Annotated in this window: 8 protein-coding genes; all 8 read left to right on the top strand. The window is 30.1% G+C overall.

The window, feature by feature from the left end; genetic code table 11:
• Window positions 1-172 precede the first annotated feature (172 nt).
• Entirely contained in the window at window positions 173-1,024 is an 852-nt protein-coding gene (cdaA, locus tag E6248_RS00985) for a diadenylate cyclase CdaA (RefSeq protein ID WP_316338982.1), read from the top strand.
• The gene (locus E6248_RS00980) at window positions 997-2,253 is read left to right on the top strand and encodes a CdaR family protein (protein ID WP_316338981.1); all 1,257 of its coding nucleotides are present in this window, start codon (window positions 997-999) and stop codon (window positions 2,251-2,253) included. Before cdaA ends, E6248_RS00980 begins: the two co-directional genes overlap by 28 nt.
• A 464-nt stretch (window positions 2,254-2,717) precedes the next feature.
• Window positions 2,718-4,319, top strand: a complete 1,602-nt coding sequence (locus tag E6248_RS00975) for an FAD-dependent protein (protein WP_316338980.1) — start codon at window positions 2,718-2,720, stop codon at window positions 4,317-4,319.
• A gap of 250 nt (window positions 4,320-4,569) precedes the next feature.
• Window positions 4,570-5,475, top strand: coding sequence for a phosphate butyryltransferase (gene ptb, locus E6248_RS00970; RefSeq protein WP_316338979.1), 906 nt, complete (start codon window positions 4,570-4,572; stop codon window positions 5,473-5,475).
• Window positions 5,476-5,501: 26 nt separating this feature from the next.
• Window positions 5,502-6,569, top strand: coding sequence for a butyrate kinase (buk, locus tag E6248_RS00965; protein ID WP_316338978.1), 1,068 nt, complete (start codon window positions 5,502-5,504; stop codon window positions 6,567-6,569).
• Window positions 6,570-6,809: 240 nt separating this feature from the next.
• Window positions 6,810-7,640, top strand: a complete 831-nt coding sequence (locus tag E6248_RS00960; RefSeq protein ID WP_316338977.1) for an AIM24 family protein — start codon at window positions 6,810-6,812, stop codon at window positions 7,638-7,640.
• 129 nt (window positions 7,641-7,769) lie between these two features.
• Window positions 7,770-8,069 carry a YerC/YecD family TrpR-related protein gene (locus tag E6248_RS00955; RefSeq protein ID WP_316338976.1) on the top strand — a complete coding sequence of 100 codons (300 nt, stop codon included), beginning with the start codon at window positions 7,770-7,772 and terminating at the stop codon, window positions 8,067-8,069.
• Between the two features lie 85 nt (window positions 8,070-8,154).
• Window positions 8,155-9,498: a phosphoglucosamine mutase gene (gene glmM, locus E6248_RS00950; protein WP_316338975.1), complete on the top strand. Its 1,344-nt coding sequence runs from the start codon at window positions 8,155-8,157 to the stop codon at window positions 9,496-9,498.
• Window positions 9,499-9,872: the final 374 nt, after the last annotated feature.

The following is a 9,872-nucleotide window of genomic DNA, read 5'->3' as shown; positions in this document are numbered from 1 at the left end:
GCTATAAGTAGAACCATAAAAAATCACCCCTAAAAAATTTTCTTTACATAAATTTATATTATAGAAACTCTTAAAATATTATTAAAATTAATAAAAAGGTCGTAGACTTTATACTAAGATTTATTGAATTGGTGTATAATTATAATATATCAAAGATTGGGGGGCCACATGGATGCAGGAAGTAAGTACATTTATAATGAATACATTAAAAAATATATCTTTATTTGCAGTTTTAGACATATTAGTGGTGGCTTATATTTTTTATAAGGGATATTCATTAATAAAAGAAACAAGAGCAGAACAACTACTTAAAGGTATAATTTTTATGATAGCTTTTATACCAATAAGTTATGTATTAAAGCTTGAAATGCTTAACTTTATTTTAAATAAGACACTAACTATAGGTTTATTATCTGTAGTGATTATTTTTCAGCCAGAAATAAGAAGAGCTTTAGAACATTTAGGTAGAAGTGCTTTTGAAGAGCTTCATAGTATACAAGATGTGGAAAATAGAAATATAACTGTTAATGAAATAGTTAATGCTGTTGATAACTTAGCAGCTTCAAAAACAGGGGCATTAATAGTAATAGAAAAGGTAACTAGACTGGGTGAAGTATTGAACTCAGGAACAATATTAGATGCAAAAGTAACATCTAATTTACTAGAGAATATTTTTGTTGTTAATACGCCACTTCATGATGGTGCTACTATAATTAGAAATGATAGAATATTGGCATCAGGTTGTGTTTTGCCTTTAACTAATAATACTTCTATAAATAAAAAACTTGGTACAAGGCATAGGGCTGGAATTGGTTTATCAGAAATATCAGATGCAATAATTATAATTGTATCAGAAGAAACAGGTATTGTTTCTTTAGCTATAAATGGTAAGTTAACTAGGGGATATGATAAAGAAAAATTAAGAATGGTACTAATTAAATTAATAGAGCATAAAGATAAGAAAAAAGTTAAGTCAGCTGGGGAGAAGGTGAAGTCATGGATAATAAGGAAAAAAACAAGTTAATAGTTCCAATAATATGTGTCTTATTATCTATAGGTTTATGGATATATGTTACTAATGTAGAAAACAAAATAAGAACTACTGAAATTAGTAAAATACCAGTTGAATTAGTAAACGTAGATACTCTAACTAGTTCTAAATTAGCTTTATCTCCTGAACAAGAATTATATGTTACCTTAAAAGTAGAAGGAAATAATAATGATATTAATAAAATTAAAAAAAGTGATTTTAAGCTTCAAGTGGATTTAAGTGAGTATGCTTGGAAAAAGGGAGCCAATAAAGTGCCAGTTACAATAGTTGACTCTCCTATATCAGTAAGTATAAGAAATACAAATACACTGACTATACAATTAAATATTGAAGATATGGTTGAGAAAACACTTCCTGTAATTTCAAATATCAAGGTTACAACTAAGCAAGGATATTTTGCATCTGAACCAATTATATCACCAGAAGAGGTTAAAGTTAGCGGAGCGGAATCATCAGTAAATAACGTAAGTAAATTAGTTGTTATTGATAATAAAGAAGAGGCAAGTGAAGATATAGTTGGAGATTATGAAATAAAGCCTGTAGATGATTCTGGAGAGAAGGTGTTGGGTGTTACTCTTTCTCAAGAAACTGCTAAGGTAGAAATAAGGATTAGCAAAGGAAAATCAGTGAAGGTAAGTGTTGCAACTACAGGAGCATTGCCAGCTGGAGTTAAATTAAGATCCTTAGAAAGCAGTAGAAATACAGTAGAAATATTGGGGCCTAAGGAAATACTGGATACAATAGGTGAGGTTAAAACAACACCAATAGATTTATCTTCAATCACAAGTTCTAAAGAGGTTAATTTAAATATAATTTTACCGGAAGGTGTTATGGTAGCTCAAGGTGATGATATGCTTAGCGTAAAAGTAAACTTAGCTGGTATGATTACTAAGGACTTTAGCATTAAGTATAGCTTAAGTGGTGCTAATCAAGGGTTAAAGATTACACCATCCAAAGATTTAATTAAGGTTACTATCAAAGGATATGAAGATGAGATAAGCAGTGTTATTGCTGATAATTTAAAAGCTTCTATAGATTTAAGTAGCTATAAGGAAGAGGGAACCTTTGAGGTAACACCAAAAGTTACCTTCAGTGGAGTCAATGGAGAGTATACTGTATCCTACGTTGAGCCAATAAGTATAATAGTTACTAAAGAAGTTGAACAAGGAAGTAATGATAACAACAATAATACTGAGCAGTAATAAAATGCGAAGCATTTTATTACTTAAAGAATGAAAAGATTAAAGAGTGAGAAAATTATTATAAAAAATCTTTGTAGATTTTTTAATAGATATTTGTATGAATGAAGAAAGTTTTGCATAGTAAAGACTACTTCATTCATACATTTTTTCATTTTTTCACTATTTCATTCTTTCATTTTTTAATGTATTTAATATAATAATATGATAGAATAAGGTGCAAATAAACAATATGAATAAGTTGTAGAAAGATTCTTTACATTTAATTAAGCTTTATTTCATATTAAAAATGTTCAAGATATGAAGTTATCTTAACAACTTATATAGAAATTAAATATAGATGCTTTCAACTCAGATAATTTACTAAAGAAGTATTTTAAACTTATAATTTTATGAGGACTACAGATTTAGAGGATTAATTGAAACATAGATTTATGTAAATATTAATAAGAAGAGAGGAGATTTATATGTCTATTAGAATAAATAATTTATCATTAAGCATAGATGAAGACAAGAGTAGTTTAGTTAATAAAGTAGCTAAGAAATTAAGACTTCCTAAGGAAGAAGTTAAAAATATAAAAATAATAAAGGAAAGTTTAGATGCTAGAAAGAAAAATAGCATTAAGTACATATACTGTGTTGAAGTTGAACATAAAAATGAAGAAAAAATTGTTAATAAGCTTAAGGATAAGGACGTAAGGTTAGAAACACCTTCTTATAATGCAGAGATACCTTTTGGTGATAAGGAGTTAAAAAATAGACCAGTAGTTGTAGGCTTTGGACCTGCAGGGATATTCTCAGCATTATTATTAGCTGAAAAAGGTTATAAGCCAATAGTAATAGAACGTGGAGAAGATGTGGATAAAAGAACAGAGACTGTTGATAAGTTTTGGAAAACAGGAGAACTTAACACTGAATCAAATGTTCAATTTGGAGAAGGTGGAGCAGGAACCTTTTCTGATGGAAAGCTTACTACTAGAATAAAAGATAGTAGATGTGATTATGTACTAGAGAAGCTAGTAAAGGCTGGTGCTCCGGAGGAAATAAAATATTTAGCTAAACCTCACGTTGGAACAGACCTTCTAAAGGGTGTAGTTAAGAATATTAGGGAAAGAATAAAGGAGTTAGGTGGAGAAGTTTTATTTTCTACTAAGCTAGAAGAAATAAAAATTAAAGATGGAAGAGTAAGTAGCATTATTGTAAATGGAAAAGAACAGTTATGTGATGAGTTAATACTTGCTATTGGCCATAGTTCAAGGGATACATATGAAATGTTACATAAAGTTGGTGTAAATATGGAGCCAAAGGCCTTTGCTATTGGAGTTAGAATAGAACATCCACAAGAGGTAATAAATAAAAGCCAATATGGAGAGATGTATGAGCATCCAAGACTTAAGGCTGCTGAATATAGATTGACTTACCAAAGTGAAAAATTAAAAAGAGCAGTATATTCATTCTGTATGTGTCCAGGGGGAGTAGTAGTATCAGCTGCTTCAGAAAAAGATAGATTAGTATCTAATGGTATGAGTTATCATGCTAGAGATCTAGATAATGCTAACTCAGCTTTAGTAGTAACAGTAGGACCAGATGATTTTGAAGGAACATCACCTCTAAGAGGAATGGAATTCCAAAGACATTATGAAGAGTTAGCCTTTAAGCTAGGTAGAGGAGGATATAAAGCGCCAGTTCAGCTTTTAGGCGATTTTATGCAAGATAAAGTTAGTGAAAAGCTTGGGAAAGTTAAACCTAGTTACACAGGAGGATATGTATTTGAAGATTTAAGAAAATGTCTTCCACCTTATGTAATAGAAGCCTTAAAAGAAGGTATTGTAGACTTTGATAAAAAGATTAAAGGTTATGGTGATTATGACTCAATTTTAACAGGCATTGAAACAAGAACTTCTGCACCAATTAGAATGAATAGAGATGAGAAATTAAGTAGCATTTCTGTTAAAGGTCTTTATCCAGCTGGAGAGGGAGCAGGCTTCGCAGGAGGAATAATCTCGGCTGCAGTGGATGGGCTAAAGGTTGCAGAGAAAATTATAGAAGAATATAAGCCAATAAAATAAAAATCATAGAAAATTCTGAAAATTAATGTTTTCAGGATTTTTTTTGTTACAATATAAATATATGGATTATTGGAGTGTTTACTTGATATTATTTTAACAATTAGACGTGGCTTAAGATGGGTATATAGTATTGTTAGAATAAAGAATTATATTTTTTTAAAAAGAAAAGCATAATATTTTTTAAAAAGAAAATTCATAATATTTTTAATTTATACTAATATTATAAAAACTTAGTGTGAGAGGTGCAAAAATGAGTAGAAATTTTGATGACTTATTAAAGAAGGTAAATGATTGTTCAACAAAGAAGGTTGCAGTAGCAGTAGCTCAAGATGAACCAGTTTTAGAAGCAGTTAAAGCTGCAAAGGAAAAAGGAATTGCAGATGCCATTTTAGTTGGAGATGAAAGTAAAATTAGAGAAATAGCTGAAAAGATTAATATGGACTTAACTCAATTTGAAATAGTTAATGTGGAAAATCCAAATAAAGCAGCATTAGAAGCTATAACCTTAGTTTCAAGTGGTAAGGCTGATATGGTTATGAAGGGATTAGTTGATACAGCAACATTTTTAAGATGTGTATTAAATAAGGAAGTTGGACTAAGAACTGGAAAGCTTATGTCCCATGTATCTGTTTTTGAAATAGAAGGAATAGATAGATTAATATTATTAACAGATGCAGCATTTAACACATACCCAGATTTAAAAGCAAAAGTCCAAATTTTAAATAACTCAGTAGATGTAGCTCATGCTTGTGGAATAGAGCTTCCTAAGGTTGCACCAGTATGTGCAGTTGAAGTAGTAAATCCAGATATGCCTGCAACTGTAGATGCATCATTATTATCTAAGATGAATGATAGAGGACAAATTAAAGGATGTATAGTAGATGGTCCTTTAGCTTTAGATAATGCATTATCAGAAGAAGCTGCAAAACATAAAGGAGTAACAGGTGAAGTAGCTGGAAAGGCAGATATAATATTACTTCCAAATATAGAAACAGCCAATGTTATGTATAAGACTTTAACATATACAGCAAAATCAAGAAATGGTGGATTATTAGTAGGAACATCAGCACCAGTTATTTTAACTTCAAGAGCTGATAGTTTTGAAACAAAGGTTTATTCAATTGCATTAGCAGCTTTAGTTGCAGAAGCAAAATAGTTAAATATATTTATGGAGGTTTTATTATGTCAAATAAGCTATTAATTATTAATCCAGGTTCAACATCTACAAAAATAGGTGTTTATGAAGATACTAAGGAATTATTTGAAGAAACTTTAAGACATTCTTCAGAAGAAATAGGAAAGTATGAAACTATATTCGATCAAATAGATTTTAGAAAAGAAATAATAGTTAATATATTAAAAGAAAAGAATTTTGATTTAAATACGTTAGCTGCTGTAGTTGGTAGAGGTGGAATGCTAAGACCAATGGAAAGTGGAACTTATAAAGTAAATGATACTATGCTTGAAGATTTAAAAGTTGGAGTGCAAGGACAACATGCTTCTAACTTAGGGGGAATTCTTGCAGATAGAATAGCTAAAGAATTAAATATCCCAGCATTTATAGTAGATCCAGTAGTAGTAGATGAATTAGATGAAGTAGCAAGAGTTTCAGGAATTCCTGAATTACCAAGATTAAGTAAGTTCCATGCCTTAAATCAAAAAGCAGTTGCTAAGAGATATGCAAAAGAAAATAAAATAAGTTACTCAGATTTAAACTTAATAGTTGTACATATGGGTGGAGGAGTTTCTGTTGGTGCACATAAAAAAGGTAGAGTAGTAGATGTAAATAATGCTTTAGATGGAGAAGGTCCATTTTCACCAGAAAGAGCTGGAACAGTGCCAGTAGGAGACTTAATTAAATTATGTTACAGCAATAAGTATACTGAAAAAGAAATGTATAGCAAAATAATAGGTAAGGGTGGATATGTTGCATACTTAAATACTAACGATGCTAGAGATGTCCTTAAATTGGTAGAAGAAGGTGATAAAGAAGCTAAGTTATACTTGGATGCTTTTATTTATCAAATAGCTAAGGCTGTTGGAGCAAATGCGACAGTTTTAGAAGGAAAAGTAGATAGCATAATATTAACAGGTGGAATAGCTTATTCAGATGTTGTAGTTGAAGCATTAAAATCTAGAATTGGATGGATATCAAATGTAACAGTATATCCTGGAGAAGATGAATTATTAGCATTAGCTGAAGGTGCCTTAAGAGTACTTAATGGAGAAGAAGAAGCAAAAGAATATTAGACAATTAACAGTTAACAATTAACAATTAACAATTAACAATTAACAGTTTAGGTGGAAGCTCAGGCGAGCTGAGTTTATTGAAATTTAGAATTAAGAACTCAGTTTTGGCTGGGCTCTTTTGTTTTAGAGTTTTTTCTTAATTATAGAAAGTACTTTTAATAACAAAATTCTTAAATTATATGTAGTTTACTATTTTTACCTTTATGTATTATGGTAAAATTATTGGTGGAGGGGATTTTAATGATAACTTCACAGAATATAAAAAATAGATTAACTATGATAGCTGAGATGAAAAATGAAAGCATATTTCAAATATTAGAATATGATGATTTACAGGGAGCTAGAGATCTAAATACAGCAATGCAATTAAATTTAATGAAGTCATCTTCTATTAGATTAAAGCAAGGTAGAATAATTTTAGATGATAGTTCTATAAGGATAGAAGCTGGGGCTTTAAGTTATATGAAGGGGAATATAGAGATAGTAACTAAGTCTGGTGGATTAATTGGAATGGGTAAAAAGCTATTTTCAAATAAGGTTACTGGAGAATCTATGTTTAAACCTATACTTAGAGGGACAGGTGAAGTGTTTTTAGAGCCTAGCTTTGGACATTTTACATTAATAGAATTAGAGGATGAAGAAATAATAATAGATGATGGCTTATTTTTTGCATGTGAGGAGAGTATAGAGATAGAACCAGTTATGCAAAAAAGTATTTCATCCCTTATATTTGGAAAGGAAGGAATCTTCCAAAGTAGATTAAGTGGAAGTGGAATAGTACTGTTAGAAGTTCCAGTACCGGAAAAAGAAATATTAAGATGCAAGCTATATAGAGATGTTTTAAAAGTATATGGAAGTTTTGCTATTTTAAGAAGTGGCAATATAGAGTTTACAGTTGAAAAGTCAGGTACAACTTTAGTAGGCTCTGCAATAAATGGAGAAGGTTTACTTAATGTTTATAGAGGTACGGGAGAAGTGTGGCTAGTTCCAACTAAGAGTATTTATGAAGATTTAAATGAAAGAGGATTAAGTGAATTTAATAGAGATATAAATTATGAGCCAGAAGAGTAATCACTTTACTCTAATATAGTTGTAAAATATCAAAGTCAAAGTTATAATTTTATAAGAGTTAAAATGTAGATTACAGATTAAACATATTTTTCAAAAGAGAATAAGAGTAGTTAGGAGAGGACGTTAAATATGGCTGAAAATAAGCTTAAAAATCCAGAGCTAGATTTATTTTTCGAAGCGGTTTTAAAGCTTCAAACTATAGAGGAATGTTATAGTTTTTTTGAAGATGTTGCAACTATAAATGAATTAAAAGCATTGGCTCAAAGAATTCAAGTTGCAAAATTTTTAAAGGAAAAGAAGGTTTATACTGAAATAGCAGAAGAAACAGGTGCTAGTACAGCTACTATTAGTAGGGTTAATAAGTGTTTAAACTATGGTACTGGTGGATACAATTTAATATTAGAAAGACTTGAAAAAATTAAGAAATAATTAGGTTTTATTGTATAGATTAATAATATATAATATTAATATGTGGAATTAACGTAGAACGATAGAAAAAAGCGAGGTAAAAAATATGGGTAGAATGTTTGGTACAGATGGAGTTAGAGGAATTGCTAATACTGAATTAACATCTGAAATAGCTTATAGCTTAGGTAGAGCAGGTGCTTATGTATTAACAGAAGGGACTCATAAACCAAAGATATTAGTTGCTAAAGATACAAGAATATCAGGAGATATGCTTGAAGCTGCTTTAGTATCTGGAATATTATCAGTAGGAGCAGAAGCAGTCATATTAGGTGTAGTACCTACTCCGGCAGTAGCTCATTTAATAAGAGAATATAATGCTGATGCAGGAATTATGATTTCAGCATCACATAACCCAGTAGAATATAATGGAATTAAATTCTTTGATAATAAAGGATATAAATTACCAGATGAATTAGAAGATGAAATTCAAAGAGTTATAGAAAGTGGATTTGAAGGAGTACCAAGTCCAACAGGACACGATTTAGGTAGATCACATAGAGAAGTTGGTGCCCTTGATGAATATACAGATTACGCTTTATCAACTATACCAGTAGATTTAAAAGGATTAAAAGTAGCTTTAGACTGTGCAAATGGTGCTTGCTACAAGGCTGCAGTAAAAGCTTTTAGAGAGCTAGGTGCTGAAGTTTATGTAATAAATGATAATCCAGATGGAACTAATATAAATGAAAAGTGTGGTTCAACTCATCCAGAAGAATTACAAGATTATGTTGTAAGAAAGAACTGTGATTTAGGTTTTGCCTTTGATGGAGATGCAGATAGATGTTTAGCTGTAGACGAAAAAGGTAACCTTATTAATGGTGACTTTATATTAATGTTATGTGCAAAATACTTAAAGGACTTAGGAAAGCTTAAAGATGATACTCTAGTAGTAACAGTTATGAGTAACTTAGGTTTAGATATTGCATGTAAAAAAGAAGGAATAAAGACTATCAAGACTAAGGTTGGAGATAGATATGTATTAGAAGAAATGGTTAATGATAAATTTGTTCTAGGTGGAGAGCAATCAGGTCATATAATATTCTTAGACTATAATACAACTGGTGATGGATTAGTTACAGCACTTCAAGTAGCTGCAATAAGAAAGAAAAGTGGAAAGACTTTAAGTGAACTTGCAGGTATAATGAAGGAGCTTCCACAGGTACTAGTAAATGCAAAAGTTCCAAATGATAAGAAGAACATATACTTAGAAGATGAAGAAATAGTAAATGAAATTAAAAATATTGAAGAAAAACTTCATGGGGCTGGAAGAGTATTAATAAGACCTTCAGGTACTGAACCACTAGTAAGAGTCATGCTAGAAGGAGAAAATCAAGAAGAAATAGATAAGATGGCTCATGGATTAGTAGATTTAATACTAAGCAAAATATAGGCAATTAACAATTAGCAATTAAAAATTAACAGTTAATGATAAAACTCAGACTTTGTCTGAGTTTTTTAAATTTAATAGCTTATATATAATATTGACTAAGAATTAAAAAATTAAATAATGAAAGAATGAAGAGACTAAATTAGTGATTTAGTTTTAAAGAGGCGAATTAAGGAGACTAGCTTACTAAGTTAATAGTAAGGTGGTCTTTTTTATTATATCTAATAATGGCTTAGTACTTATTTAAAATCTATCTTAATACATGAAATTGTAAAATAATAAAAATTTGACAGATAGTAGAGTTAGGGATAACATGTGTATAATAAAGTGATTCTTATCTTCAGGTGGAGTTTTCTTAAAAAGTAGAGAACCAAAAT

The organism is Clostridium sp. (assembly GCF_032552055.1).
Taxonomy (GTDB): Bacteria; Bacillota; Clostridia; order Clostridiales; family Clostridiaceae; genus Clostridium.
This window is presented reverse-complemented; position numbering and strand designations above follow the sequence as displayed.